The organism is Streptomyces sp. NPDC055287, from assembly GCF_053646035.1.
Map to the genome: position 1 here is coordinate 48910 of NZ_JBSHNE010000023.1, position 25279 is coordinate 74188.

The window sequence follows — 25279 nt, forward strand, 5'->3', positions numbered from 1 at the left end:
GCCCCCCCCCTACCCCCCCCCCCGCGGTGCCCCCACCGCGGGCTGAGGTGGGGGGGGGGGGGTCCCCGGGGTGGTGGCGGTGCCCCCCCGCGTCTGGTGGTCGCAACTCACTCCGCAGCGTGGGGGAGTGGTTGCAGGTTGGGGTTAGCGGTGGCCGTGACCATGTCCGTGACCGTGACCGCGGCCCCAGGATTCGGTGTCGAGGATGCGGCGGTCGTCGTCGCGCAGGGTAGCGGTGTCGCGGTTGTCCCAGATGTAGTCGCGGCGGTCCTGGTAGACGTGGCGGTCGTTGTCGCGGCCGTGGCCGGTGTGGACCTTGACGCTGGAGTGGCCTTCGAGCCGCAGGTGGTGGAAGCGGTAGCGGTTGCCCTGCTTGTCGGTGAGGGTGTAGCCGCGGAGGTTGATGGCCCGGCGGGTGGTGTTCTTCACCTCGACCCATTCGGCGTTCAGGCTGCGGTTGGAGCGGTTGTCGTAACCGGGGCTGTCGTACTGGACGTCACCGATGACGACGGCGGACCGCCGTGCGCGGTCACGGTCGTAGCCGCTGTCGGCGGAGGCCGGCAAAGCTGCCGCGCCGATCACGGCGCCGGCAGCCAGGACGGCAGCGGCGATACGACGGGCGTTACGAGAAGCAGACATGCAGATTGCCCCTTTGCAAGACATGCCCCCAACCCCCGTTACGGCTCGGAGTCGGCGGGCGGTGCAAGTTCCCGGCTTGTTGCCGAGAGCCCACACTTTGGCCCCTGTCGGCCCACATCAGCGGGGACGCCGCGTTGTGTTACCGAAGGCGGACATTTGCGTAACAGTCGCCTGTATTCGGCATGCACCAGAACCGGTTATTAACCTGCGATTCGCTGCCTATTACACCGAGCCGTTGAGCAGTAAACGACAAGCGTTTACTGACCACCCCGCACCACCCCGTACGCCACCCCGCCCGCCAGGCCGGCGAGGGATCGTTTCGCCGTAACAGTGACCGTCCCCGTCCTCTCGCACGCATGGTGCGGACTCGTTCTGACGTACGGCTTCACGGCGGCTTCCTGTAGCCGTTCACCCGATGCTCCTCGTATACCGGGCCCCTGAAGTGGTCCTTCGCCGCGGACGGCCGCCTCGTCGTGACCTTCGGAGGCAATCCGACAACGCCGTAACCGACACCGTCGCCCGGCGTCGCCCCCGCTCGAGGGTGCCAGGGCAATGGCGCGTGCCGGCCCATCCGGTTCGTCTGGATGAGCCGACCCATGGCTGAGAGCGTCGTCGTGCAAGACGATGGGACATGGAGCTGAGACGGAAGGCTATTCTGCGGCTCGTTCGATCTCCCTAGAGTCGAGAACACCAAGCAGAACCGCGCCGGACACCGGCCGGCAACACTCAGGGAGAGATACACGTGCGCGCAGTAACCCAGAAGTCCTTCGGCGGCCCCGAGGTCCTCGAGACTGTGGACGTCGGGCGGCCGGCGCCGCTCACCGGCGAGGTCCTCGTCAAGGTCCATGCCGCAGCGGTCAACCCGGTCGATGTGGCCGTCAGGTCCGGAGCGCTGCCGCTGCTCGGCGAGCCGCCGTTCGGCGTGGGCTGGGACATATCCGGAGTCGTCGAGGAAGTCGGCCCCGGCGCCGGTTTCGAGGTGGGCGACGAGGTGTACGGGATGCCGTTCTTCCCGCGCGCCGCCAACGGGTACGCCGAGTACATCACCGCCCCGTCGAGCCATCTGGCCCGCAAGCCCGCCTCACTCGACCATGTCCACGCCGCCGCCGTCCCCCTCGCGGCGCTCACCGCCTGGCAGGGCCTCGTACGGGCGGCCGACGTCAAGAAGGGCGACAGGGTGCTGATCCAGCGCGCCGCCGGCGGCGTGGGTCACTTCGCGGTGCAGATCGCGAAGGCACGCGGCGCTCACGTGATCGCCGTCGCTGGCCCGGACCGTCGCGACTTCCTCACCGGCCTCGGCGCCGACGAGATCATCGACTACCGGACCACCGACTTCACCACGGCCGTCAAGGACGCGGACGTGGTACTCGACTCCCTGGCCCAGGGGGACCTCTCGCTCGGCGTGCTGCGCCCGGGCGGCGTACTCATCAGCATCCTGGAACACCATGACGCGGAGCTCGCCGCACGGGTCGAGGCGGCCGGCCGGCGTTTCGCCGGCATCCTCGTCGAACCGGACTCGGAGGCGCTCGAGGCGATCGCCGAGCTGGTCGACGCCGGCCGCGTCCGCCCGTACGTCGAGGAGACCTTTCCGCTGGAGGAGGCCGGAAAGGCACATGAGCTGGTCGCCTCGGGACACGTACAGGGGAAGATTGTCCTGACGGTCTGACCACGACGGGCCGGATCAGGAAGGGCGAGGCCGGATGGACATTCTCACCGAGGCACTGGCCTCGATGCGCACCGGGCAGCCGGCGTCCGTACGGACCAACGGCCGCGCCCCCTGGGGCCTGCGCCTGCCGCCGGTCGCGGGCGCCGGGTTCCATGTGGTGCTGTACGGCACGTGCTGGCTCGTCCCTCTCGGGGACACCGTGCCGCGCCCGAAGCCCATCCCGCTGAATCCCGGCGACGTGATCTTCCTGCGCGACGGGCGGGGTCACATCCTCGCCGACCATCCCTCCACCCCGGCGGAGGAATTCCAGGCCGAGCACTATCAAGGCGGTTCGCCGATCGGTGCGGTCACGATCGGCGGCCAGGGTGCCGAGACCAGCCTGCTGTGCGGCAACTACCACCTGGATCAGGGCCGTCCGCACCCCCTCGTGCGTCAGCTGCCCGAGGTGATCCATCTGCCGACCCGGCACGGCAGGCACCCGGAGCTCAGCGCCGCGGTGCAACTGCTGGGCACCGAGCTGGAGAATCCCCGCATCGGTTCGGACGGCATCGTGCCCACCCTGATCGACTCGCTGCTCCTCTACATTCTGAGGGCCTGGCTGGACGACCAGCCGCCGGCCGCCGCGCGGGGCTGGGCCGCGGCCCTGGGCGACTCGGCGGTGGCGCCCGCTCTGTCGGCCATCCATGCGGACCCGTCGGCCCAGTGGACGGTCGAGTCGCTGGCCCGGCGGGCAGGGCTGTCGCGCGCCGCGTTCGCCCGACGGTTCGCCGCGCTGGTGGGCGAGCCGCCGATGGCCTACCTGACCCGCTGGCGCATGACGACCGCCGCCCGCCTGCTGCGCGAGACCAACGCCCCCCTCACGACAGTCGCCGCCCGTACGGGATACGGCTCGGAGTTCGCCTTCGCCAAGGCCTTCAAGCGGGAGTACGGCCAGGCCCCGGGTGCCTACCGGCGTGAGGCCAGGGCGGCCTAGGCCGTGTTACGAAAGATCGCCGCCCTTCGTGATGATCTTCGCGTGGGGCGGGGAGATCTGTCAGGTGATCAATGGGCCGTGCTGGAGCCGCTTCTGCCGGCCCCGGCGACGACGGGCAGGCCGTCCGGGTCGAAGCATGCTGATCGACGGAATCCGGTGGCGAGTGCGGACCGGGGCTCCGTGGCGGGCCCTGCCGTCCTGCCTATGGGCCCTGGCAGACGGTCTACGGACTGTTCCGCCGCTTGGCAGCGCCCGGGAGCGTGGAACAGGGCTGCTCACCAAGCTCCAGGCGAGGACTTCTGATGCGCAGCGCGACCTATTCGATGGGCGTCTCCCTTAACGGCTACGTCGTCGGGCCGGACGGCGATTTCGGCTGGACGGCGCCTGACGAGGAGGTCTTTCGCTTCGTCACCGACGAGATTCGGGAGGTCGGTGTCCACCTGTTGGGACAACGGCTGCACGAGACGATGCTGTACTGGGGGACCGCCGACCAGGATCCATCGCTCGACGACTCGATGCTCGAGTGGGCCGCGCTCTGGAAGCCGCTCCCAAAGGTGGTGTTCTCCACCACGCTGTCGGCAGTGCGGGGCAATGCCCGCCTGGCCTCCGGCGGCCTGGCGGAGGAGATCGAGCGGTTGCGGGCCGAGCCGGGGGAGGGCGACATCGCGATTGGCGGCGCGACTCTCGCCGCCGAGGCGGCCGCGTTGGGTCTGATCGACGAGTACCGGGCCAGGGTCTACCCGGTGCTGGTTGGCGGTGGCATTCCGTTCTTTCCCCAGCGCGAGCGCCGGGTGGATCTCGAAATCGTCGAGAGCCGCACCTTCAGCTCAAGAGTCGTCTACCTCCGCCACCGCGTGGCGCGCTGGGCCGCCGGGTGGGGACGGCCGCCGCCCGTGCAGGGTGCCGGGCGGTATCCAGATCACCGTTTGAGGGCCCGGTACCGCCTCAGGAGAGCGGTGATCTTCTGCTGGTCGGCAGTGCCGTTGAGTTCGGTGAGGAGATCGTCGGGGCAGAGTTCGTAGAAGTCCCCCCACCATCTCCGCCCCCGGTTGTCCCAGACGCGGTAGCCCCCCGGCACGCCTCTGGCGACGTAGCGTCGTCGGCTCACGGCCTCTCCGATGTCCGGTGCTGTGACACGTCCCTGCCCCCTGTCGACCTCTGTGAGCGCACGGCTCGCTCGCTGCGCCGTCGATCTCGTCCTGAGCGGAGGCCGGGCGCCGTATGTCTCCCCCGCGTTCGCGTACGGAGCCGGGTAGGAAGGGGAGCTTATGCCCTGCGTGAAAGGCCCGATGCGGCGACAGGGCCGGCGGGAAGGATGAGGGGCATCCCCTCAGCCCCTGGAGTTACCGTGCCCCTGAGCCCGACCCGGATGATCCGTGCCTCGCCCTACTGGCCGGTGCTCACCCACTCGACGCTGCGGCGGCTGCTACCGGGGTTCACTGTCTCGTCCCTCGGTGACGGCATGGCAGTGGTCGCCGTGAGCTGGCTGGCGATCGAACTCGCACCAGCGGCGGAACGCGGCATGTGGGTCGCGCTGGCCGCAGCTGCCTACACGCTCTCAGGAGCTGTGGGCGCACTCGTCCTGGGAAGGTTCCTGCAGCGCCGCTCTCCCGCCCAACTGGTCGGCTACGACGCTCTGCTGCGAGCCACCGCTCTGGGCGCGATACCCGTGTGTCACGCCTTCGGGGTGCTCACCATCGAGCTGTACGTCGCGTTGCTCGCGACCTCTTCCGTCCTGCATTCGTGGGGCCAGGCGGGCATTTACACGGTCTTGGCACGCCTGCTTCCGGAGCGCGACCATCTGGCCGGGAACGCTGTCTTCTCCGGCGTCGGCTCACTGTCGACCGTCATCGGCCCGCCACTCGCAGGCGCCCTCATCGTCTGGGGCGGTGCGTCGACGGTGATCGCCGTCGACGCAGCGACGTTCCTCGTGCTCGCCGTCACGTTCCTCATCCGGGTCCCGCAGGACAGCGCGCCCGCACCGGAGAAGGGCAGCTCACGAACTGCGGGCTTCGCCGTCATCTGTCGCACACCGGCCCTGCTGGGGCTGCTCAGCATGAGTTTCGCCTTCTTCTTCCTCTTCGGCCCGGTGTACGTGGCACTGCCGCTGCACGTGGCGGACGACCTGGACGGCCCCGCCGGTCTGCTGGCCGCTTTCTACACCGCGTTCGGTGTCGGCGCCGTTCTCGGCGCTCTTCTGACCGGATACCTGAGCCGACTGCCGATGTGGCCGGTCACGACCGGCATCGTCATCGCCTTCGGACTATTCCTGCTCCCGGTCGGCATGGGAGCGCCGACAGGGGCAGCCATTGCCGGCTTCGCCGTCGCCGGTCTGCTCTGGCCTCCGTATGCCTCGCTCTCCACCACCCTTTTCCAGCGCTCGGCGCCCCGCGGGCTGCTCCCTCAGGCCCTGGCAGCAAGCTCAGCGGTCCGCGTGCTGTCGGTCCCGCTGGGCACTGCGCTCGGCGGCCCGCTGGTCACCGTGCTCGGAGCCCAGGAGACCCTGTTGGTCTCGGCCGTGGCGATCACTGTGCTCGGCCTGGCCGCCGCTTGCGCCGCTCGCGCAGTGCACCAGCTGAGGCCGTGACCCACCACGTCACGGCCGACGACCCTGCGGGGCGACCCAGGCACCCGCCAGGCGTACCGGCAGTGGACTTCGCCGCTCGGCCGCGTCAAGGTGCCCGGGTCCTGGTCGGGCTGGGGTCGGACCTGGCGGTGACACCGGCCAGCGAGGGGGGCCGGCTCCCGGCCGTCCTGCCGCCGGCGCTCCTGCCCACTGCGCCAACCGCTGTCGGAGGCGCTGTCGCAGTCGGCGCAGGTGTCAGTCGGCGCACGTGTCGGTCGGCGCAGGTGAGGGATCACGCTCAGAAACCGCTCAAATCTTCCGCGGAATGCGAACAGGAGATCGGGACATTCGTAGGGTCGGGATCATGACCACCAGCGGTTTCCACACCCTGCACATCCCTGACTCGTCGAAGGCCGCCGCGGGGGCCGCCCTGGACGCGTCGACCGAACTCGGCGGCCTAGTGCCCGACACCGCCCCCGGCCTGTATGGGGACTTCGGCGCCAAGCATTTACGCAACCACCTGCCGGCCGCGGTTCTCGGCGTACTCGCCCAGTGGCGGCACCGGCCCACACCATGGCTCACTCTGACGAATCTGCCCGGTCCCCTCCACCCCGCGCCCACGCCCACGGACGGGTTCTGCGACGAATCGCTCCTCAAAGTGCCCAACCTGGTGCACTTCGGCCTGATGCGGCTCCTCGGGCTCACCCCCGTCGCCTACCAGTGGGAGAACGACGGCCGCCTGATCAGGAATGTGGCTCCGCGCCGCGCGGCGGCTCGCGCACTCACCTCGTGGGGTTACGGACAGCAGCTCGACTGGCACACCGACGACTCGATACTCGATCACCGGGCGGATGCCGACCCCGCCCGGGCCATCCCCCACTGCCTGTCCTTCTTCGGTATGCGCAACGAGGAACAGGTCCCCACCGACCTGCTGCCCGTCGACACCGTCCTGGAGGCCTTGCCGACGGCGACCGCCGAGACGCTGCGCCGCCCGGAATTCGCCGTCACCGCGCCGGAGTCGTACATCACCGCGGACAGCGGCAAGCCGATGAGCAGGACCGGCGTCCCCATGCTCTGGACGCTGCCGGACGGCAGCAACGCTCTGCGGTACGGCCCCGGCAGGACGGCCGGACTCACCCCGCGGGCACGTGAGGCGCTGGAGCGCTTCGAGGATCGCGTCGCCGCCCTGCCGGGCATTGCGGTCCTCGTGGAGGAGGGAGGGTTCCACCTGTTCGACAACCGCCGGGTGATGCACCGCAGGGTGCCGTTCGAACCAGCGGCGCAGGGCCGGGCCCGCTGGCTGCGGCGCTGTTACGCGCAGCACGCTGCCAACTGAGCGGGTCCGGGCGCACCGCGGCCGCGTGACCGCGCCGGACTCCGTCGCGGTCACGGGGGAGCGACAGGGACGCCATGACCGCGTGCCTCGACCGTCTGGAGTAGGCCGGTCACATCCGGCGCGCCAGAGCGGCCGACGACCGCCGGGTGGTGCACCTGCACTACGCCGAGGCGGCCAAGAAGGTGGCCCGGGACTACTTCGCACCCCTCGCCCGCGGCACCGACGCCGCACGTGGCCGTTTCACCCCCGACGAGCTGACGGTGGTCGTCCGTTTCCTCGCCGAGATGCACCGGGAGCTCTCTCTCCTGCGCCGGTAGGACACTGCGCGAATCAGCCTCTCCGGGGTACCGAACTGGCCGCGATCGCGGTCCACTTCAGGCCCACCGCCGGGACCCTCGCCATGCGTCCCGCGCACTGCAAGGGATTCCCCTCTTACTCCGCGGCCGGGGTGTCTGACATGTTGCGTCCACCCCCTACACGTTTCGTCCCCGGCGGCCCCATCGGCGTGCCGGGACTCGGAGGACGCATTGAGACGTCACATATTCAGCCGGCTCCAGGCCCCCGCGGTCGCCGCCGTCGCCCTCGGAGCCACGCTGGCCCTCGCGGCTCCCGCCGCGGCCGTCGCGGCGGAGCCGCAGGCATCCACCGCCGCCTGGGCCGCCGGTACGCGCGCCCACCTGGTGATCACCGCCCCCGGGGACACCAGCGCCGTACGGGCGGCCGTCACGGGCAACGGCGGTTCGGTCTTCGCCTCGTACGACGCGATCGGCGTGATCGTCGCCCACTCGGCCTCGGCCGGCTTCGCCTCGGCCATGCGGAGCGTCGCCGGAGTGCAGCAGGTCGGCGCGACGCGCACCTCGGACGTTCCGGCCGACGCGTACAACCCCGCGCTCCCGGCGAACCCGACGCAGTCGTCCACCACACTCGCGGAGAGCCTGACCCGCTGGGACATGACCCAGATCAAGGCGGACCAGGCCTGGTCCGTGACGACCGGCTCCGCGTCGGTCAAGGTCGGCGTACTCGACACGGGCGTGGACGACCAGCACCAGGACATCGCCCCCAACTTCAACGCCGCCGACTCCGTCTCGTGCGCCTACGGCAAGGCGGACACCCGCACCGGAGCCTGGCGTGACGTCGGTACGCACGGCACGCACGTCGCCGGCACGATCGCGGCAGCCAAGAACAGCAAGGGTGTCGTCGGGGTGGCGCCGGGGGTCAAGGTCTCCTCGGTCCGCATCGCCGAGCCCGGCAGCAGCCTGTTCTTCGCCGAGAACACGATCTGCGGCTTCATGTGGGCCGGTGACCACGGCTTCAAGGTCACCAACAACAGCTACTACACCGACCCGTGGCAGTTCAACTGCCCGGACAACGCCAACCAGGCAGCCATCATCGAGGGCGTCAAGCGCGCCCAGGAGTACGCGGAGCGCAAGGGATCGCTCCAGGTCGCCGCGGCGGGCAACTCCAACCTCGACCTGGCGAACAAGACGGTCGACACGGAGAGCCCGAACGATTCCACACCTGTCACCCGGACGATCACCAACGCCTGCCTCGACATCCCGACCGAGCTGCCGGGCGTCGTGACCGTCGCCGCGATGGGCAAGGGCAATGTGAAGGCGTCGTACTCCAACTTCGGCAACGGAGTCATCGACATCGCCGCTCCGGGCGGTGACGGTACGTCAGGTGTCTACTCGACCCTGCCGGGCGGCAAGTACGGCAACATGAACGGTACATCGATGGCCTCCCCGCACGTCGCGGGTGTCGCCGCGCTCCTGGCGAGCGTCAACCCGACCGCCACCCCGGCCGACCTCCGCTCCAAGCTGGGCGTCCAGGCGACCGACACCGCCTGCCCGTCGGACGGCCGGTGCACGGGTACGACCACCAAGAACGGCTTCTTCGGCGAGGGGCAGACCGACGCGCTGCAGGCCGTCGGCAGCGCACCCCCCAACCCGGGCGCGTACTTCGAGAACACCGCGGACGTCACGGTCGCGGACAACGCGACCGTCGACAGCCCCCTCACGGTCTCGGGCGTGACCGGCAACGCGCCGGCCACTCTCAAGGTGGGCGTGGACATCAAGCACACCTACCGCGGCGATCTGGTCGTCTCCCTCGTCGCACCGGACGGGACGGTGTACCTCCTGGAGGATTTCGCCAACAGTGACGGCACGGACAACGTGGCCAAGACGTACACGGTGAACGCCTCCTCCGAAGCCGCCAACGGCACCTGGAAGCTCCGTGTCCGCGACATCGCGTCCCAGGACACCGGCAGGATCGACGCCTGGAACCTGACCTTCTGATTCCACCGCCCGCACACCGCACCGTTGCGCGTCCCGACACCCGGGGCGCGCAGCGGTGTTCCCACGGAGCGGTGCGTCGGCACGGTGCGGTGCCCCCCGGCCTCGTCAGCCGCCCCCTGGGTGGAACATCTCCCACGGCGACGGCTTCGATGTCGTCCGGCAGGCGCAGTACACGTTCCGGGCTTGGGTCGCCGACCGCTGGCAATGCGGCCGCGACACGAGCGTGAACGCAAGCCGCACGCCCGGCATGTGATCCGGCTCGCGGTAGCCACCCTGAGGGATTACGCCCGGACTGCCGCGCCTGCCTCGCCTCGCCGTAGCCACGCGATGGCCTCCAGGTGGTCCTCGCGCATGTCCTCGGCCATTGCCACGTAGTCGATCACCTGGCGCACGGCCTCCGTGCCGGCTGGGTGGGGCACCGCCAGAGAGCTGATGCCGTCCTGAAGGTGGTCCCGACCACGGAGACGGTGCTGTCGAGCGAGAGCATCGCGAACCCCGGACGTCCGGCTGGCGTGCCCAGACACACTCGCCGAATCCGAGCACGCATCTTCCCCAGTGGATCGCACACGCCGCGCCCATGACGTCCCAGCTGTCGAGCAGGCGCCCGGCGCCAGACGTAGCGCCGGTGCAGGTTCACATCCGGGTTGTAGCGGTGGGCGGGCAGGGCGAGCAGGAACTCACGGTCGGCGTCGAACAGGCCGAAGGAGGACGCGAGCTCGTACCAGCCCGGGGTGGCGCGGTCGATGAGGTGCGGGTCGTCGAAGTCGACGTAGGCGTCTCGCCGGCCCTCCTCCTTGTTGCAGTGGACCATCGCACCCACGGCGAACGCCGGCAAGGGAGCCTCCGGCACGCCGCCCTCGATCACCCGCAAGCCCGCCCGGCTCAGCGGCTCGAAGACCTTCCGGCGCATCTCCTGTCTGTCCATGACTTCCGCCTACAGCCGCTTGATCACCGGGTAGAGGATTGGAACCGTGCCAAGTCGGCCGCAGGGCGCGGTACGCGGGCCCTTCTCGTCTCACAGGAAATCACAGGCTCCTCTCATTCACCTGACAGGTCCGGTGTCTAACGTCCGTGCCATGACTGAAACCCAGGGGCCCGCTCACACACGGGACATGACGCGGCGCCGGTTCGTCGTCGCAGGTGGTGCGGCCGTGGCAGCGATCGGAGTCGGCGGTGCGGTGGTCGGTAGCGCTTCGGCCGGGCAGGACTCCGGAACGAAGCCAGGCACGTCTGGTGAGGCGTGCTACCGGCTCACCTCCGAGACCACAGAGGGGCCGTACTACATCGACGCCGACAAGATCCGGAAAGACATCACCGAGGACAGGGAGGGCATCCCGATGACCCTCCGGCTGAAGGTGATCGACACGGAAACCTGCGAGCCACTGCGGGGCGCCGCCGTCGACATCTGGCACTGTGACGCACTGGGCATCTACTCCGGGTACGAGAGCCTCAGCAGTGGGGGTGGGGGCGGGGGAGGTACGCCTCCGAGCGGCGCGCCCACCGCTGCGCCGAGCGGCGCGCCCCCGTCCGGTGAACCTGGTGGCGCGGGCGGCGGCGGTGGCGGTGGCGGGCACGAGGAGCCGACCGACGACGAGCGTTATCTGCGCGGCACCCAGCTCACGGACAAGCGCGGGTACGTGGAGTTCAGGACGGTCTTCCCCGGCTGGTACCGGGGGCGCTGCGTCCACATCCACACCAAGGTGCATGTGGGCGGCAAGCTGACCTCCACCGGCTATGAGGGCGGCTACACCTGCCATACCGGCCAGCTCTTCTTCGCCGAGGAGGCCGTACTTGACTCCGCGAAGGTCGAGCCGTACTCGACCACCACGACCGAGCGCACAACGCTCACCGAGGACACCATCTACCCCGGCAACGGGACCGAGGGCGGTCTGCTGACACTCAGGTACGCGGAGCGGAAGATCGCGAAGGGCGTGGTCGCCACGCTCACCATGGGCGTCGCTCCTGACGAGACCCACACCGGCACCGGCTGACCACGGCGTACGGCTCTGAGTGAGCACAGCGGTGCGGCCCCGGAACCTTCGGCTCCGGGGCCCCATTGGTCGTTCACCGCTCAACGAGTTTTCGTGGCTCGTGAGTTGCCTCGTCAATTGCCTCTTCCCCTGCTGCGGCACGCAACTGTGCCTCGCCATGCGTGGGAGGGGCCTGTGGGGCAATATTGAAGTAAACCCTGCGCCACAAGTCCGCTGAGGGTGCTGGGCGGTTGCTCAGTGATCAGAGCCACGCCTGGGTTCATTGAACCCATGACAACACATGGCACAGGTCAATATTTCCGACGCCTTCTTCGACGTCCGGAACGGTTCCACTGGGCAGAGGCCGGCCGGGCACGTCACCGACATCCCGGAAGCCCGTCGGGCGGTCGCATGTCTTCGCCGGACAAGGCTAGGGCGAGGCTCCCTCTTTTCGTGCCATCGGACTTTTCGTGCCATCGGACTTGAGCGCCTGGCGTCGCACCCATCAATTGAAGCGGAGAGATCCGGGCACGGAGGGCAGTCATGGGTGAGCTCCTCATCAACACGACAACGAACGGCAGTCAGTCTCAACCGTGCGTCGACTCGGTGCGCGGTACGCAGTATGAGGCCATGTGGGCGGATGGGAGCGATATCAGCATCAAGGGGCAGACCTTGAATACGAATGGGGCCAAGGTCGGGGACGAGTTCCGCATCGACGGATCGACGGCATCGGACGGCAATACGAATCGGCAGTGGCCGGCACTGGACTTCGCGGGCTTCAACTCGTTCGTCGTGTGGACAGAGCAACCCTTCACCAGCCCGCCGCCCCACCCTCAGGTAAAACTACAAAGATTTGTCGACGGACAACACGCTGGGCCGGAAGTTCAAGTCAGTACCACCGACATCGACCCGACGAGCCGGCCGTCCTTGACACGCATGATCGACGGCGGCTGCATCGTGGTCTGGACGGGGGCACGCCAGGACCAGCGGATTCGCGCCCAACGCTTCAACATCGAAGGCAACAAGGCCGGTCCGGAGATGACGGTCAACACCACCGAAGGGTTCCATCGCGGCCCGTCGGTGACGGTTCTGGCGGACGGAAACTACGTCATCGCCTGGACGAGTGATCCGTCGTCGATCGGAGGCAATCGGCTCACCTTCAGGGTGTTCAACTTTGACGGCTCGCCCCGGGGAGGCGAGATTCAACCCAACGTGTCGGGGTTTCAGGGAAGGAACTCATTGACCCTTCTCGACACTGGCAAGTTCGTCATCGCGCACATTGAGGAAATCGGTCCCAGCGATCTCGGTGTCCCACAGTCCACCGTGGAAGCCAGCATCTTCGACCCGAACGGTGACGGTACGGTCATCACCAGCGTGATCGCGGGCCCCCCGCGAGACTTCCACCGGTCGTGGCCGGCCCTGGTCCCGATGCCGGGTGGGCGCTTCCTGTTGGCATGGGTGGAAAAGAGCGCAATCACCTTCCAGACCGTTCCCACCGTCATGGCAAAGATGTGCTCTGACAGCGAGCTCTCGTTGAGTGAGAAAGTGCGGGTCAGCTCGGCAACGACCGGTAATCGTTTCCAGGTCTGCGCCGCGGCGGCCTTTGGGGACGGGACGGAAAGTGTCTTCATCGCATGGGCGGACCTGGGAGGCGCCGACGGTGACACGTCGGATGTGTCCGTGCGAGGCCGGGCCTTCCAAGTCACTTCATCAGGCCAACTGACCGAGTAGTGATCCCGCGCCTGGTCAGCGGGCGGTTGCACGTGCACGAAGGTGGTTTGGTTGAGGTCGCCCAGCAGATGGGCCAGTCCCGCATTGAGAGCCGCGTAGGCCGAGCGATGGCTGACTGTCCCTGGATTTTTCAGTGCATCCAGCCGAAGCCGAGGCATTCAAGCTTCAAGGTGCGGGGCGCAGCAACGCCAGCAGCAGGCGGACAAGTTCCTCGACGACCTCGTCGAGAGTGGCGTCCACCCAGCCGGCGGCCCAGTCGTGCAGGAGTCCGTTCACGCTGCCGATGAAGGCCGCTGCCGCGATGCGGTAGTCACGATCAGCCGCCTCACCTCTCATGGCGGCTGACGCTGCCTCGGCGCACATCAAGTTGATCCACCGCGCACGGCGGGCCAGCCGCTGCTCGTCCATGCGAGGACTGACACCGACGATTTCGGTGAAGGTCATGCGGATGCGGCGCGGATCCACGGCGATGCTCGCCGCGTACGCACGGAACACGGCTCCGTAGCGTTCGGCGTGGGGCAGGCCCTCGGTATCGGCGAGAGCTTGGACGACAGCGCTCTCGGCCCAGTCGTTGACCCTGAGGTGCAAAGCGGCAAGCACGTCTTCGAGGGTGCCGAACTCCTCGTAGAACTGCCGGGTCGACAGGCCGGCCGCCTGGCAGAGGGCGGCGACGGTCGCCGACCGGTAACCGGGGCCGGTCCCGAAGAGCTGGAGTGCCGCGTCGAGAAACTTCTGGTGCCGCTCGGCGTGCCGCTCAACGGCTGTCCTGCCTGCGTAACGACCGGTCGACTGCCTGAGTCGCTCCTTCACCGATCCCCCTCCTGTTGACCCGGCCATCTTCTCCCGTCCCGGGGGTTGAGGAACGGGGGCCTCGTCGTTACTTTCAAGTGGCCAAAGTGAAGCGCGGCATTTTCACATTACGCGGTGAAACGCGGGGAACGCCGATGCATTGTCATGTGCAGAACAATATGACCGGTCGTACCCGCCGAACCCGCCCGAAGCAGAGTCGCTACGCGGAGGAAGTCATGCCCGAAGCCAGAAATCATCGCGCGGACACACGTGCGTCCGCAGCGCGGACGACGGACACAGCGCACGCACCGCGCCGCAGGCGCAGGCTCGCTCCCGCCGCTGTCGCCGCAGTCCTCGCGGCGGGCACCACGACCGGTGCATCGGCCGTCGAGCCCGACCAGGCCAACAGCGCGGCAGCCCTCCGGGAAGTGATGTTCGTCGGTAACAACTGGGACGGCACCGCCGACGTGATCGAGTCCAGTGGCACCTTCGGGAAACTCGGACGGATCAACGTGATCCCCGACAAGCAGAAGCGCCTCGCGGAGATCTACACCAACCCTGTGAAGCTCATCTACTTCCTCGGCATCCGCAATGGACCAGGTGAAGGCCACGACCAGTTCGTCGACGACATGTACTCCACCCCGGACGGGACGGCCATGGTCGTCTCCCGCCCCAGCTTCGCCGACGTCGTCTCCATCGACCTGGTGACCGGAAACATCAAGTGGCGCTTCCCCGTGTCCGGTTACCGCTCCGACCACATGGCCGTGTCTCCCGACGGCAAGCGCGTGGCCGTTTCTGCGTCCACCTCCAACACCGTTCACGTGCTCGACATCACCACCGGGAAGGAAGCCGGTTCGTTCAAGACCGGAGACAAGCCGCACGAGAACGTCTTCACCGACGGCGGGAAGTACCTCTGGAACATGGCCATCGGCGACGTGAACACCAGCACCGACGACCCCTGGCTGGACTGGACGAAGGGCGACCGCAGGATCACGGTTGTCGACGCCGCGACCTTCCAGCAGGTCAAGGTCATCGACATGCGGGCCCGGCTTGACGCCTTCGGTCGCAAGGACCTCAACGACGCCGTGCGCCCGGTGGCCTTCACCCCTGATGAATCCAAGCTCTACTTCCAGGTCTCCTTCTTCAACGGCTTCCTCGAGTACGACGTCGCCAGCGACAAGATCACCCGCGCCAAGACGCTCCCGAAGAATCCCGACACCAGCGAGGACCGCACCACCTGGGTCAACGACTCCCGCCACCACGGGATGTCGATGAGCCCCCGGGGCGACAAGCTCTGCGTCGCCGGGACCATGGACGACTACGCCACCATCGTCGACCGCACCACCCTGCGGGAAGGGGCTCTGGTCACCGCTTCCAAGCCCTACTGGGCCACCGTCAGCGGTGACGGCAAGTCATGCGTCGTCTCGGAGAGCGGCAGTGACCAGGTCACTGCCATCGACTTCGCCACCGGAGAGAAGACAGTGTCGGTTCCCGTAGGGGACCACCCGCAGCGCGTCCGCATCGCCCACGTACCGACGGGGTGGCCCGGTCCGGCAAGCTCGGGTGAACCTACGGTACGGGAGGGGCCGCACGACGGAGGGCCCTGAGCGGGGAGCGTGGGCCCGGATTTGGCCCTCACCGGTAACGGCTTCCTCGTGTATCTCACAGATGAGGCGGAATGATTGACTTCTATTCATTTGATAACACGCCTCGTTCAATTTGAAGATCACCATGCTAACGTCGGGAGACTGAATCGCTGAATTGCGGGGGGTCCGATGCTCCAGTTACGTGATCGCCTGAGCGCGGCCCGGGGAACCAAAGCGATCAACTTCAAGCACGTCCTCCTCTCCGTCATGATCAAGAGCGACAGTCAGGCTGACCTGGCCCGGCGAACCGGACTCGCTCAGTCGACCGTTTCGAACATCGTCCGGGAGTTACAGTCGGTCAAGATCGTCACCTCGGAGCCCGGTCGCGGGACGAGGGTCTGCCTGGCCCCGACGCGCAACGTCGCGGTAGGCGTCCACCTCGGCTTCAACCAGGCGACCGTCGTGGCCCGGCGGGTCGACCGCCCCGTCACCGAGACGCACTGGGAGCACGTGGGGAGCGGTGCGAACCGGGGGCTGAGCGAGATCATGCCCTCCTTGAAGCAGGCCGTACGGGATGCGGTTGGCAAGACCGGCCGTGAACTGGAGGACGTTGTGTCCCTCGGCGTGGCGGTCCCGAGGATGGTCGACCCCCGGACCGGCAAGTTCCGTACGCCCGTGCTGCCTCCGTGGAGCGAAGGGGACGCTCCGTCGGACGACTTGGGGGAGTGGCTGCGCGTCCAGGGTGCGCTCGACAACGACGCCAACCTCGGTGCGCTGGCCGAGCAGACGTACGGCACGGACGGCCACTGCGAGATCGTCGTCTACGTCAAGGGGTCCACCGGCATCGGCGCCGGCCTCGTCATCAGCAGCAACCCCATTCGCGGGCACGGAATGGCCGGCGAGATCGGCCATCTCGTGCTCGACCCGGACGGCATGGTCTGCCGCTGCGGCGGGCGTGGTTGCCTGGAGACGATCATCGGTGCCGACGCGCTCGTCCGCCAGGCCCGCGAGGCCCTGGCCGGCAGCGTCGCCGACGTGCCGTACTCCCTCGCCTCCCTGATCGAACGGGCGCAGTCGGGTGACGCGGTGTGCGAGCGGGTGGTGCGGGACGCCGGACGCGTGCTCGGCCAGGCGCTCGCGCTGGTCTGCAACCTCTTGAATCCGGACTTGATCGTCCTGGGCGGGCAGCTCGCCGCCGCGCAGAATCTGGTGCTGGAACCCTGCCGGGAGTCCCTGACGCGCTACGGGCTGCGGGGTGCGGTGGGCCCCCACAGCGAATTCGCCCTCAAACTCAGTTCGATGAATCCGCTGTCCGAGGCCCAAGGCGCACTGGTGCTTGGTCTGACCTCCTTGCGGAGGACGGACATCGACAAGGACTGAGCAACAATTGAAGCTCGGCGCCCGTTTCGTACGGCGTATATCGACGAGCTGAACTCCGAGCCCGTACAGTCGGCTCCCAGCTCTGCGAATTGGCACCGAGATGCGTTGCCGCGCAGCACACCAGTCACTGCGATGCGGCCTTCTGCTGGTCGAGCACCGGTCCTCGCGCGTGGACAACGGCCGCTCCCGCCTGCCATGGTGGCCCACGCCAGGGGTGCGAAAACCTGGTGTGCGGCTAAAGTCGAATAGCAGACTCTGTTCAAACGTGTTCGTTCATGCAAATGCATGCGCCTTTTGAGCCAACATCAGGTGGATATATGACCTTGCTGAGAAAATACGCCCAACGGTCGGCGGCCCGGCCCTCTGTTTCCGATACTGGTACTCAGGAACACAGCGGCACGGCGGATCTCGACCGCGACGACACTTACGCCCCCCCGGTGGTGGTTGATCTCGGTCATGTCCGGGAGGTGACTCTCGGAAGCTCCAGCAGTGGCACCGCCGATGCCAACTCCCATTACTACTGGTGATGGACGTGATCGCTCCCGACCACAGCACCGACCGTTGGGTCCACCCGGACTTCACGGGCTGTTTCCCGTTCCTCGTCGGCTCATCCGCTCCCCTCACGGACGTGACCGGTCGCTGGCGGGAAGGCGAACTGCGCAGTTTCCGATGCGCGGGCGGCACTGTCATCACCGTCGGGCAGTGTCTCGCCGGGGAGCGGCAGTTCGCTGCGGACGCCGAGCGGGCGCTCGCCACGGACCGGCTCACCGTCCTGACCCAATGGGCGGGCAGCTACCTCTGCATCGTCGTACGCCCCGGCGACCTCACGGCCTTCGCCGACCTGGCCGGGCAGTACCCGCTGTACTACCGGCGTCGCCCCGGCCGCACCTGGATCGGTTCGCGGCCGACGGACGTAGCAGCCGCAGCCGGCGGCGGTTGCCGCCCGGACCCGCAGGTCCTGGCCGCGCAGATCTTCTGCCCCGGCGTACCCCTACTGCCCGAGAGCCGGTCTGTGGTGGCCGGTGTCGAGCGGCTGGGCGGCGGGCACGCCCTGCGAATCACCGCTGACGGCAGGGCCGTTCAGTGGGAGTACGAGAGTCTCCGGCCCCGAGGCGAGGTGTCGGCGGCGACGGCGGCCGAGGCGCTCGGAGCGGCGCTCGACGAGTCGGTGGGGCTGCGCGCCGCGCGGGCCCGGACGCTGACCGCGGACTTCAGCGGAGGACTTGATTCCACTTCTGTGGCGTTTCTGTCGCTGCGCCACCGGACCGGCCCGTTAGCGGTATTCACCTATCACCGGTCGGATACGGCGTGCGACGACCTGGAGTACGCCCGTAGCCACGCGCGGCTCGACGAACGGCTCCGCCTCGAGGTGGTGACGGGGACGACCGCCGACACCCTGCCCTATCAGGGGCTGTACGACGCGCAATGCGACGGAGAGCCCAACCCCGCGGCGGTGGGCGCGGCCCGCACGCGGCTCCGCCTGGAGCGCATCGCCCAGCATGGTGCTGACATCCACCTCGGTGGCGAAGGCGGTGACGCGCTCCTCTGCCCGCCGCCCTCCTACCTGGCGGGTCTCGCGCGGCCGGGCGGACTGCGGAGGCTGTTCCGGGACGGGCACGCGCTGGCGCGATCGCGCCACACCTCACCCCTCCGCGTCACGGGCAGGGCTGCCCGGCTGGCTCGGACCCCACTGGCAACCGCCATGCGGCGGACGGCCGAACGCCTGGAATCACCCGAGGAGCGCGACCCGCACTGGCTGGACATGCTGAGCTGGTGGGTCCCTCCGGGCCCTGAGGCGGCTTGGCTCACGGCCTCCGCACGCGCGGAACTCGCCGAACTGGCCCGTACGCGGGTCTCCGGCCGACGCGCCCGTGGGCGGCGGGCGGACCGCCCGCCGGACCTCCGCACGACCCTCCACGAGTTACGTACATCGGCCTCGGCGCAGCGCCAACTTGCTTATGCCGCAGCCCCCTTGGGGATCTGGGCGCAGGCTCCGTTCCTCGACAACGACGTCGTCCGGGCCTGCCTGCTGCTGCCCGCCCAGCGCCGCTGCGATCCACCGGCCTTCAAACCGCTGCTCGGCTCGGCACTGGCGGGCGCCGTCCCCGCCCCCGTGCTGGCCCGGCGGACGAAGGGCGACTACTCCGACGAGGACTACCAGGGCGCCCGGCTTGCGGTAGGCACGCTGCGAGAAATCATCGGTACGTCCCACCTGGCCGCCCTCGATGTCATCGACCCGCGCGCGGTCGCGGCTTCACTGGACCGCGCCCTGATGGGGCTGCGCGCCCCCTTCCCCGCCCTGAACCGCTTCCTCGGCGTCGAGTTGTGGTTGCGGAACACGTCATGGCCAGGCGACTCGCAGTAACGGAGGCAGCTCGTGACCGAGCTCCGGATTCCCCAGCACGTTCACGCCGACGAGGCACCGCACGGCGGGACTGTGCTCTTCAACGCCCGGTCCGGACAGTGGTACGCGATGAACGGCACCGCACGCGACCTCTGGGAGGAATGGCGCCGTACCGGTGATTTCGACACCGGTGTAAAGGCCGTCGCCGACCGTTTCCCCGGGGTGCGATACGACCACGTACGGCTGGATGCCGAAAGGCTCGCCGGCGACCTGGTCGAACGCGGCCTCGTCGCCGCCGAGAAGGACCGGACCTCTGTCGCAGAGGCGGCCCCTGACGCGGGGACGGAAGAGGCGGGCGGGCAGGCGGCCTGCGCGCCACCGGCCGACGGCGTCCGGTGGCTCAGGGCGGCCGGATGGATCGGGCTGAGCCTCGCGCTGCTGCTGCTGAGGCTTCCCTTCCGCGTTCCCGCGCACACCGTGGACGTACTGAAGCGGCCACGGTCGCGCCTGCGTCCGGCCACGAAGCGCCAGGCCGAGTCGGTGCTCGCGGCCGTCCATCGGGCCGGGGACGCGTATCCGGGTCGAGCTGCCTGCCTGGAGCACTCGCTCGGCACGGTGCTGGGGCTCGCGCTCGCCGGGCTCACGGCCGACTGGTGCCTGGGCAGTGCCGACGACCCGTACCGGTTCCACGCCTGGGTGGAGATCGACGGCGAGACCGTCACGCATCTCGAAGCCGACGACCGCGTCTCGTTCCGACGGGTGCTGGTGCTCTGAGAACCCTGCGACGCGCCCGGCTGTGCAGAATGAAGGCCGACCCGGCGTCCTGGTTCCGCTATCTGTTCAATTTCAATGTCAACCCCAGCGGATATACGCGGAAGTCGATCGTTTGCGCGCTCCCACGCGCGGCCGACGGAGAGACATATATGAAAGCTTGCTTCGAATTACCTGCCGCCGCAGACTGCGGGACCTGCCTACCGATCGGTTTCACACTAATTCGTCGGCGAGGGTTTCCTCGGAGTACGCGGAGCGCTATGCTCAACACGCGCACAACGAAGACTTGAGGGGCCGCCCGCGGCAACGGGCAACCCCTCAAGAGCATGAAACTACCTGGTCGGTGAGCGATCAGATCAGGGGCGTGACTCCTTCGTTCACCAGGGCCAGGACGACCAGGATGGTAATGACGATGACCTGGATGACGCGTGTCCAGCTCACGTTCGTGCTGCCCTGGATCGTCATTCGTGCTTTCACGTTCACGGAGGATTTCCCTTCGGGGATGAGGGCCGGCGCAGTGTAGATCGAAAAGCAACACCGCGACAACAGTTTCTTCTGCATTTCGCAGCCTGGCAAGACCTCGGGCTGCGACGTGGCGTCGCCCTGCGGACCATTCCTCGAGGTGGAATTGCACTTGAGGAGCGAGGGTTCTGCAATTCGTCGGTAATGTGCTCCGGGCGTCGAATCCGGAAGCGGAAATTGAATGAGGCGCGCAGGCCGGAACGTACTGTGGCCGACACCTGCCTCCGGCCTCGCCGTCGAGCCCGCCCCCGCGAGGCACGGGCGTCAATCCGCACACCGGGCATCACGGTGCGGCCCCTACGGCATCGGATCGGCCCTTGCTCTTCCAGAACTCGCCTCCGTGCACAGCGAATTGGCGATCGGCGGAGCGATGCCGGCTCCGAAGAAAATCTTGGCCCCGGGTTTCACGCCTGAAGGCGAGGGTGCTCGCGCCCCGCGATGAACTTCATGAAGTGGCCACATCGCACCCCGTCCGGCCGTGGTCAGAGCGCCCGAGTTCGCCCACCGCGTGCGACGGGACGGTCTGCGTCGGCGATCTCCGGTTCCAGGCCCTGCGTAGGTGTCGTGAGCGGCCGGCCGATGTCCGTACGCCAGGCTTCGAAGGCGAGAGCCGTGGCGGTGACCACGGCGAGACCGAGGAACCAGCCGCCGATCACGTCACTGACACAGTGGACCCCCAGCGCGCCACACGCGTACTGCGCCCGCGACCGACGCGCCGAGGAACACCGTCTCGCGCCACCGCGGCACACACGGCAGCACGACCAGCGCGACGACACAGACAAGGGTGACGCCGACGACGCTTTCGGTGGAGGCGATGAGCGTCAGCCACTCGGACACCGCCGTAGCCGGCCCGGTGTGATGCACGGCGAACCAGGCGTTGACATCGCCCTCCGCCGACAGGGTCCACTGGGTGGCGGTCGGGCCTGTGATCAGCAGACCTGTTCCCACCATCCGTGCCCACAGGGGTGAGACCAGCAGGAGGGGTCTCACCCGTCCCACGGCCGTGCCGCTGCCCGTCGTCACGCCCCACGTGTTGCCCGTTGCGGCCGAGTGAACCGTGATGACGTGCGCATCACATCGCATCACATCGCGTCACATCGGGGGAGAGCAGGGATCGGGCCTCTTCGGCCGTCCGTCCCGGGAGAGTTCGGCGTTGAACTGCGCCCCGCCCAGCAGAACGACGTGGGACACCCACAGCCAGACGAGAAAGGCCACCACACCCGCCAGGGAACCGTAGAGACGGTTGTACGTCGCGATGTGCGAGGCGTAGAACGCGAAGCCCGCCGAGGCGACGAGCCACAGCACCACCGCCAGCGCCCCGCCGACGACCGTCTGCCGCAGCCCTCGAGCCTCTGACGGCCCGGACCGGAAGAGCAGCAGAACCAGGGCCACGACCACCAGGAACAGCAATGGCCACTTCAAGCCGGCCCACACGAGCGCCGCCTGATGGTCCGTCCCCGTCCCCCGGCCGATGGCCCGGGCGATCCGTCCGGTGGCGGTCAGCGTCAGCACTCCGCTCACCAGCAGCGCCAGGACAGTCAGCGCCCTGAGCAGGATGGCGGGCAGTGTCCGCCACGCCGGACGGCAGTCCGCAACGCCGTACATCGCGTGCAGCGCCCGCCGGAACACAGCCAGATAGCTGGAGGAGGACCAGAGCGCCGCGCCGCCGGTGAGCACGACCAGCAGCCAGGGACCCGAAGCCCCCTCCGGCCGGCTGCCCAGGGCCTGTTCGAGAACCGGGCGGGCGGTCCGCGGTACGAAGGCGCCGAACTGCGCGATGACCTCCTGGGGTGAGCCCGTGCCGAGCAGCGCGATGGCGAAGACGATCACCAGGAGGGCCGGGAAGACCGCCAGGACCGCGTAGTACGTCAACGCGGCCGCCCAGTCGGTGAGGTCGTCCTCCCACAGAGCGATCGGCGTACGGGCCAGGGCTCTGGCGTACGTACCCCGCTCGCCACCGCGCGCCGAACCGCTTGCGGGGACACCGACCGCCATGAAACCACCACTCCGTTCCGGCCCTGCCGCCCACCTCTGCCGCTTCCTCGTCGCACGGCTGTCGACAGGCTCTCTTCCCTGCTGCCCGGCAACGGTGCTGGCACGCCGTGGCGCGGCGGCGAATCCGAGGCCCGGCGGCGGTCGTGGCCAGTGCCGCCCCCCTCCCCTCGCCACAAGGGCGGGGGTGAGAGACCCCTGGCTGCCCCCTTCTGTGCCGGGCCTTACGATGCGCGGCGGTGGCGCACCGCGAAGTAGAGGAGGCCACCCGCCACCAGCGCGGCGGCTCCCGCGCCCGCGATGGGCAGGGTGTTGTCCGCGCCGGTGGCGGCCAGGTCGCCGGCGTCCGTCGAGGCGCCCGAACCACCGGTGGACGAGGAGGAGGAACCGCCGGCCGACGACGACGCGGAGCCGGAGCTGCTGCCGGACGACGAATCCGAACCGCCACCGGACGACGCAGTGGAGCCACCCGGGGACGAGGAGCCGGAGCCGCCGGTGACCGAGGAGCCCCCCGCGGCAGAGGTTCCGGCACCGCCGCTGGTGGTCCCCGACTCGGTGTTGAGCACGATCTCCGCCGTGTTGTTCGCCGGGTGTTTGTCGAAGGGCGTCCCGGCCTTGACGAACGACGCCGTACCCGTCGCACCCGGGATCACCTTGGCGATCTTCAGGCGGAAGTTGTAGGGCCAGGCGCTCTCCTCACTCACCCAGCCCATCTGGTTCATGCACGCGTACTCGCCCGCCTTCACCTTCTCGCACGGGCGCGGCGCCTCTGTCACGGTCGTACCGGCCGGAATCCGCACCTTGATCGTCAGCGCCCCGGTGCTCACCACCCGGTTCATGTCGACCCAGGCCGGGCCCTTGTTGGCGAACTGGAACGAGGCGTTGATCGTCTCGCCCGCCTTGCCCTTCAGCTTGCCACCGGTCAGCGAGAAGTCAGCCGTGTTGTCCGCCGTCACGAGCGCGTGCGCCGACGCGCTGCTGTAGCCCTCGTCGGAGCTCGGGCCGGCCGCCTTCCGCTCGACCAGTTTGAGCGCCGGCCCTGTGCCCTGCACCTCGTCGCCGGTCCCGTCGGGGTCCGACCAGCCCGGATACTCAAGGTGGACCGACACGCTCAACTTCTCGTACAGTGCCCTGTCCTGGACGTTGAACTGCGGTGCCTTCTCGGGCACGTACACCACACCGGGCTCCAGTGCCTGCTCCACGGCGCAGATGGCGTCGTACCCGTCCGGCATCTCGTCGTAGCCGCCAGACTCCGCGTATGTGCAGTTGGAGTGCTGCTTGGCGAAGTCCAGCCCCGCCGAGCCGTGGAGGTACACCCAGACGCGCTCGGCCCGCCCAGTGCCCCTGTTTTTCAACGAGAGCGGTATCTCCGGGCTGCTGCCGGGCTTCACCCCTGTTGTCGGAGCGAGCTTCCCGACGGCCATGTCCGGCCCGGCCTCGTCCGCGAGGGCGGGGGCGGCCGCCAACACGACCAGGGCAGCGGCACCGGCCGCGCCGACTCCACCGCGCAGCGAGCGACGGCGGGTAAGGGCGTTCTTCATACGGTTCCCTCTGGGTTACATGTAGGCGAACAAATAGGTTCTGCCGGAAAGCAGTTGCGAGAAGCCAGACCTCTGGCGAGACCGGAGGGTTGTACGGAGATCACTCCGACCGGCCTGAGCGGGCAACTGGTGCATGTACGACGCAACTTCGGGCTACCGTCTTCGTCGCGATGAACTCCTGATCCGGTACTCGCACACGCCCCTCACTGTGAACCGGGCGGACGCGCCAATTTCCCCGGGCCGCTCCCCGCCGTCCGCGACCGCGCGGATCACCCTGCCGTCACACGGCTGTGCCGGGGCCCCGAGCGGCGCCTGTGCCCGCCGCAGGTCTCCGTGCACGCGATCCTGAACTGACAGCACCGGACCACCTTCTTCCGGGGCTGGCTCCGCCGACTCCGGTTCGTTTCTCAGGGCTCGTCGGCTCAGGAGTCAGGAGATGAGCGAGCGGGTGTCAGGCGGAGTGCCTGGGGTGCTGCTGTCCGTTCTCGTTCGATGGCCGGCAGGACCTCACCCCGCGTCAGGGGATGGACCTGCACGTCGGCGAGGTGCCGACGGTGCGCATTCTCGTCGGGGTACGAGGTGAAGATCGCGGCGACATTCTCACCGGTGCGGACCGGCAGCCTGGAGAACGTATTGTGCGCGGGCTCGGTGGCCAGGAAAGCAAGTGGCGCGGGCCCCGTCTCCTGGAGCGCGGGGAGGAGGCCGTCCCGGATCAGTGCGATGCCGTCGTGCCGCCCGGGAGGGAAGGACCACACGATGGCGGCCACGAACCGGTCCGATGGCGGAGCACCGACCGGGGGCCGAGCGGGCGGGAATGCCGCGAAGCCGCTTCCGGCCGGCACGGGGCGCAGCAGGAGGACATCGTCTGAGTCGATCATGGTGTCGTTCGCGTGGGGTCCGTGCTCGGACCAGGCGGGCCCTCCGTAGAAGGCCGTGAGCGCGCGATGACGCGTCGCCATGTCCCGGAATCCGCGCAGCCAGTCGAAGCGGTCGGATCGTCGAGGTCCCGGAACTGACCGAGCACGCTCATTCCCACCTCTTCCTGGGTTTCCACGAGTTCCCGGTCGAACAGTTCGATGAGCTCGTCGCGCCGACGGGGACGCAGCGTGTACTGGCGGAGCTCGATCACGGCAGGCGGCGGGCCGACGATGTCGGTGGGCGCAGTGGGACTCCTGTTCT

General features: G+C 68.5%; 22 protein-coding genes and 2 pseudogenes. 14 read left to right on the forward strand and 10 right to left on the reverse strand.

Features of this window, described 5'->3' with window-relative positions; translation table 11 throughout:
* Nucleotides 1–144 precede the first annotated feature (144 nt).
* Nucleotides 145–639, reverse strand: coding sequence for a lamin tail domain-containing protein (locus ACWIHY_RS28135; protein WP_454378541.1), 495 nt, complete (start codon nucleotides 637–639; stop codon nucleotides 145–147).
* Between the two features lie 742 nt (nucleotides 640–1381).
* Here ACWIHY_RS28135 and ACWIHY_RS28140 point away from each other — a divergent pair.
* The 3 genes and pseudogenes from ACWIHY_RS28140 to ACWIHY_RS28150 all read left to right on the forward strand — a co-directional run.
* Nucleotides 1382–2305, forward strand: a complete 924-nt coding sequence (locus ACWIHY_RS28140) for an NADP-dependent oxidoreductase (RefSeq protein ID WP_454378543.1) — start codon at nucleotides 1382–1384, stop codon at nucleotides 2303–2305.
* Between the two features lie 34 nt (nucleotides 2306–2339).
* On the forward strand, nucleotides 2340–3278 hold the full coding sequence (locus ACWIHY_RS28145) for an AraC family transcriptional regulator (RefSeq protein ID WP_454378545.1): 939 nt from the start codon (nucleotides 2340–2342) through the stop codon (nucleotides 3276–3278).
* 302 nt (nucleotides 3279–3580) lie between these two features.
* Nucleotides 3581–4141: pseudogene (locus ACWIHY_RS28150) on the forward strand (dihydrofolate reductase family protein); the annotation flags it as partial.
* Between the two features lie 56 nt (nucleotides 4142–4197).
* On the opposite strand, the gene ACWIHY_RS28155 reads toward ACWIHY_RS28150, so the two are convergent.
* Nucleotides 4198–4386: a hypothetical protein gene (locus tag ACWIHY_RS28155; protein ID WP_454378547.1), complete on the reverse strand. Its 189-nt coding sequence runs from the start codon at nucleotides 4384–4386 to the stop codon at nucleotides 4198–4200.
* Between the two features lie 240 nt (nucleotides 4387–4626).
* On the opposite strand from ACWIHY_RS28155, the gene ACWIHY_RS28160 reads away from it, so the two are divergent.
* The 4 genes and pseudogenes from ACWIHY_RS28160 (at nucleotide 4627) to ACWIHY_RS28175 (ending at nucleotide 9474) form a co-directional block, all read left to right on the forward strand.
* A complete protein-coding gene (locus tag ACWIHY_RS28160) occupies nucleotides 4627–5865 on the forward strand; it encodes an MFS transporter (RefSeq protein ID WP_454378549.1) in 1239 nt (412 codons plus the stop codon).
* 343 nt (nucleotides 5866–6208) lie between these two features.
* On the forward strand, nucleotides 6209–7180 hold the full coding sequence (locus ACWIHY_RS28165; protein ID WP_454378551.1) for a TauD/TfdA family dioxygenase: 972 nt from the start codon (nucleotides 6209–6211) through the stop codon (nucleotides 7178–7180).
* Nucleotides 7181–7248: 68 nt separating this feature from the next.
* A pseudogene (locus ACWIHY_RS28170) lies at nucleotides 7249–7497 on the forward strand (MarR family transcriptional regulator); the annotation flags it as partial.
* A 210-nt stretch (nucleotides 7498–7707) separates the two neighbouring features.
* Nucleotides 7708–9474 (forward strand): S8 family peptidase, encoded by a 1767-nt coding sequence (locus tag ACWIHY_RS28175; protein ID WP_454378553.1) that lies wholly within the window; start codon nucleotides 7708–7710, stop codon nucleotides 9472–9474.
* Nucleotides 9475–9853: 379 nt separating this feature from the next.
* On the opposite strand, the gene ACWIHY_RS28180 is transcribed toward ACWIHY_RS28175, so the two are convergent.
* Nucleotides 9854–10399 carry a hypothetical protein gene (locus ACWIHY_RS28180; RefSeq protein ID WP_454378555.1) on the reverse strand — a complete coding sequence of 182 codons (546 nt, stop codon included), beginning with the start codon at nucleotides 10397–10399 and terminating at the stop codon, nucleotides 9854–9856.
* Nucleotides 10400–10550: 151 nt separating this feature from the next.
* On the opposite strand from ACWIHY_RS28180, the gene ACWIHY_RS28185 reads away from it, so the two are divergent.
* Both ACWIHY_RS28185 and ACWIHY_RS28190 read left to right on the forward strand, forming a co-directional pair.
* Complete coding sequence (locus ACWIHY_RS28185; RefSeq protein ID WP_454378556.1) at nucleotides 10551–11465, forward strand: intradiol ring-cleavage dioxygenase; 915 nt, start codon at nucleotides 10551–10553, stop codon at nucleotides 11463–11465.
* 522 nt (nucleotides 11466–11987) lie between these two features.
* Nucleotides 11988–13175: a hypothetical protein gene (locus ACWIHY_RS28190; RefSeq protein WP_454378558.1), complete on the forward strand. Its 1188-nt coding sequence runs from the start codon at nucleotides 11988–11990 to the stop codon at nucleotides 13173–13175.
* 165 nt (nucleotides 13176–13340) lie between these two features.
* Here ACWIHY_RS28190 and ACWIHY_RS28195 read toward each other — a convergent pair whose 3' ends face one another.
* On the reverse strand, nucleotides 13341–13985 hold the full coding sequence (locus tag ACWIHY_RS28195; RefSeq protein WP_454378560.1) for a TetR/AcrR family transcriptional regulator: 645 nt from the start codon (nucleotides 13983–13985) through the stop codon (nucleotides 13341–13343).
* 215 nt (nucleotides 13986–14200) lie between these two features.
* Between ACWIHY_RS28195 and ACWIHY_RS28200 the strand changes: the two genes are divergently transcribed.
* From ACWIHY_RS28200 to ACWIHY_RS28220, 5 genes are all read left to right on the forward strand, one after another.
* On the forward strand, nucleotides 14201–15571 hold the full coding sequence (locus ACWIHY_RS28200) for a YncE family protein (protein ID WP_454378562.1): 1371 nt from the start codon (nucleotides 14201–14203) through the stop codon (nucleotides 15569–15571).
* Nucleotides 15572–15739: 168 nt separating this feature from the next.
* The gene (locus ACWIHY_RS28205; RefSeq protein WP_454378564.1) at nucleotides 15740–16930 is read left to right on the forward strand and encodes an ROK family protein; all 1191 of its coding nucleotides are present in this window, start codon (nucleotides 15740–15742) and stop codon (nucleotides 16928–16930) included.
* Between the two features lie 317 nt (nucleotides 16931–17247).
* On the forward strand, nucleotides 17248–17457 hold the full coding sequence (locus tag ACWIHY_RS28210) for a lasso RiPP family leader peptide-containing protein (RefSeq protein ID WP_454378566.1): 210 nt from the start codon (nucleotides 17248–17250) through the stop codon (nucleotides 17455–17457).
* Nucleotides 17457–19295 carry an albusnodin/ikarugamycin family macrolactam cyclase gene (locus tag ACWIHY_RS28215; protein ID WP_454378568.1) on the forward strand — a complete coding sequence of 613 codons (1839 nt, stop codon included), beginning with the start codon at nucleotides 17457–17459 and terminating at the stop codon, nucleotides 19293–19295. The genes ACWIHY_RS28210 and ACWIHY_RS28215 overlap by 1 nt, the downstream gene beginning before the upstream one ends.
* 12 nt (nucleotides 19296–19307) lie before the next feature.
* The gene (locus ACWIHY_RS28220; protein ID WP_454378570.1) at nucleotides 19308–20048 is read left to right on the forward strand and encodes a lasso peptide biosynthesis B2 protein; all 741 of its coding nucleotides are present in this window, start codon (nucleotides 19308–19310) and stop codon (nucleotides 20046–20048) included.
* Nucleotides 20049–20396: 348 nt separating this feature from the next.
* Here ACWIHY_RS28220 and ACWIHY_RS28225 read toward each other — a convergent pair whose 3' ends face one another.
* The 6 genes from ACWIHY_RS28225 to ACWIHY_RS28250 form a co-directional block, all read right to left on the reverse strand.
* Nucleotides 20397–20528 (reverse strand): hypothetical protein, encoded by a 132-nt coding sequence (locus tag ACWIHY_RS28225; RefSeq protein WP_454378571.1) that lies wholly within the window; start codon nucleotides 20526–20528, stop codon nucleotides 20397–20399.
* A gap of 521 nt (nucleotides 20529–21049) precedes the next feature.
* Entirely contained in the window at nucleotides 21050–21223 is a 174-nt protein-coding gene (locus tag ACWIHY_RS28230) for a hypothetical protein (RefSeq protein ID WP_454378573.1), read from the reverse strand.
* 1 nt (nucleotide 21224) lies between these two features.
* A complete protein-coding gene (locus tag ACWIHY_RS28235) occupies nucleotides 21225–21590 on the reverse strand; it encodes a hypothetical protein (RefSeq protein WP_454378574.1) in 366 nt (121 codons plus the stop codon).
* A 69-nt stretch (nucleotides 21591–21659) separates the two neighbouring features.
* A complete protein-coding gene (locus tag ACWIHY_RS28240; RefSeq protein ID WP_454378576.1) occupies nucleotides 21660–22562 on the reverse strand; it encodes a YihY/virulence factor BrkB family protein in 903 nt (300 codons plus the stop codon).
* 221 nt (nucleotides 22563–22783) lie between these two features.
* Nucleotides 22784–24100 (reverse strand): peptidase, encoded by a 1317-nt coding sequence (locus ACWIHY_RS28245; protein ID WP_454378577.1) that lies wholly within the window; start codon nucleotides 24098–24100, stop codon nucleotides 22784–22786.
* A 422-nt stretch (nucleotides 24101–24522) separates the two neighbouring features.
* Nucleotides 24523–25059 carry an NIPSNAP family protein gene (locus tag ACWIHY_RS28250; protein WP_454378578.1) on the reverse strand — a complete coding sequence of 179 codons (537 nt, stop codon included), beginning with the start codon at nucleotides 25057–25059 and terminating at the stop codon, nucleotides 24523–24525.
* Nucleotides 25060–25279 lie beyond the last annotated feature (220 nt).

Bases quoted from the DNA above. Each gene is read 5' to 3' on its own strand.
- ACWIHY_RS28135 (WP_454378541.1), bottom strand. From the start codon at position 639: ATGTCTGCTTCTCGTAACGCCCGTCGTATCGCCGCTGCCGTCCTGGCT.
- ACWIHY_RS28145 (WP_454378545.1), top strand. From the start codon at position 2,340: ATGGACATTCTCACCGAGGCACTGGCCTCGATGCGCACCGGGCAGCCG.
- ACWIHY_RS28165 (WP_454378551.1), top strand. From the start codon at position 6,209: ATGACCACCAGCGGTTTCCACACCCTGCACATCCCTGACTCGTCGAAG.
- ACWIHY_RS28180 (WP_454378555.1), bottom strand. From the start codon at position 10,399: ATGGACAGACAGGAGATGCGCCGGAAGGTCTTCGAGCCGCTGAGCCGG.
- ACWIHY_RS28185 (WP_454378556.1), top strand. From the start codon at position 10,551: ATGACTGAAACCCAGGGGCCCGCTCACACACGGGACATGACGCGGCGC.
- ACWIHY_RS28190 (WP_454378558.1), top strand. From the start codon at position 11,988: ATGGGTGAGCTCCTCATCAACACGACAACGAACGGCAGTCAGTCTCAA.
- ACWIHY_RS28200 (WP_454378562.1), top strand. From the start codon at position 14,201: ATGCCCGAAGCCAGAAATCATCGCGCGGACACACGTGCGTCCGCAGCG.
- ACWIHY_RS28205 (WP_454378564.1), top strand. From the start codon at position 15,740: ATGCTCCAGTTACGTGATCGCCTGAGCGCGGCCCGGGGAACCAAAGCG.
- ACWIHY_RS28210 (WP_454378566.1), top strand. From the start codon at position 17,248: ATGACCTTGCTGAGAAAATACGCCCAACGGTCGGCGGCCCGGCCCTCT.
- ACWIHY_RS28215 (WP_454378568.1), top strand. From the start codon at position 17,457: ATGGACGTGATCGCTCCCGACCACAGCACCGACCGTTGGGTCCACCCG.
- ACWIHY_RS28240 (WP_454378576.1), bottom strand. From the start codon at position 22,562: ATGGCGGTCGGTGTCCCCGCAAGCGGTTCGGCGCGCGGTGGCGAGCGG.
- ACWIHY_RS28245 (WP_454378577.1), bottom strand. From the start codon at position 24,100: ATGAAGAACGCCCTTACCCGCCGTCGCTCGCTGCGCGGTGGAGTCGGC.
- ACWIHY_RS28250 (WP_454378578.1), bottom strand. From the start codon at position 25,059: ATGGCGACGCGTCATCGCGCGCTCACGGCCTTCTACGGAGGGCCCGCC.